The organism is Staphylococcus sp. EG-SA-2, from assembly GCF_017152085.1.
In genome coordinates this window covers 1-621 of the sequence record NZ_JACYHC010001261.1, presented here as the reverse complement: position 1 = coordinate 621, position 621 = coordinate 1, and the positions used below count along the sequence as shown (strand labels likewise).

Below are 621 nucleotides of genomic sequence, written 5' to 3'. Positions count from 1 at the left end.
GGTACAGCCAAACACCGATATAGCCTGAAGCGATGATAAAGTGTTGCATTGAACCAATACCGTGCTGAACAGTTGGCCAAATAACACAAGTAATTGCTGCTAATGGTAACATCACAAAAAATGAAATCGTAACTACAAATGTTAAACCTTGGAATACACCAACCATTTCTGGTAATCGTTTACTATAGTATCTATTGTGAATCCAAGTAATAATAGCTGAAATAATAATACCACCTAGAATATTCGTATCCAATGTGGCAATACCTGCAATTGATTTTAAACCAGGTACATTTTCAACGCCTTTTTCTAAATTAGCGCCAAACGTATGTGGCCATTGCGTTAAAATGGCATTTATAAATGTATTAAACATTAAGTAACCCATCAATGCTGCAAGTGCTGCATGACCTGGTGCTTTTTTAGCTAAAGAAAGTGGTAAACCTACAACAAATACAACTTCCATATGCGTAAAAATAACCCAGCCACCAGATTCTATTACTGACCAAAATTTAAACCAAAACGTATGTTGATCTGCTAAACTCCCCATGATTGTAGGATTTTTAAATAATGTCGCAAAGCCAAGCACTATCCCAAAGAAAGCGAACATTAATACCGGTACAATCA

The 621-nt window shown here is 35.9% G+C and carries 1 protein-coding gene; it reads right to left on the bottom strand.

What is annotated here, in order from left to right; all coding sequences use genetic code 11:
• Window positions 1-619: PTS transporter subunit EIIC (locus tag IDG60_RS20425; RefSeq protein WP_346767047.1), on the bottom strand; the 619-nt coding region annotated here is incomplete at its 3' end.
• Window positions 620-621 lie beyond the last annotated feature (2 nt).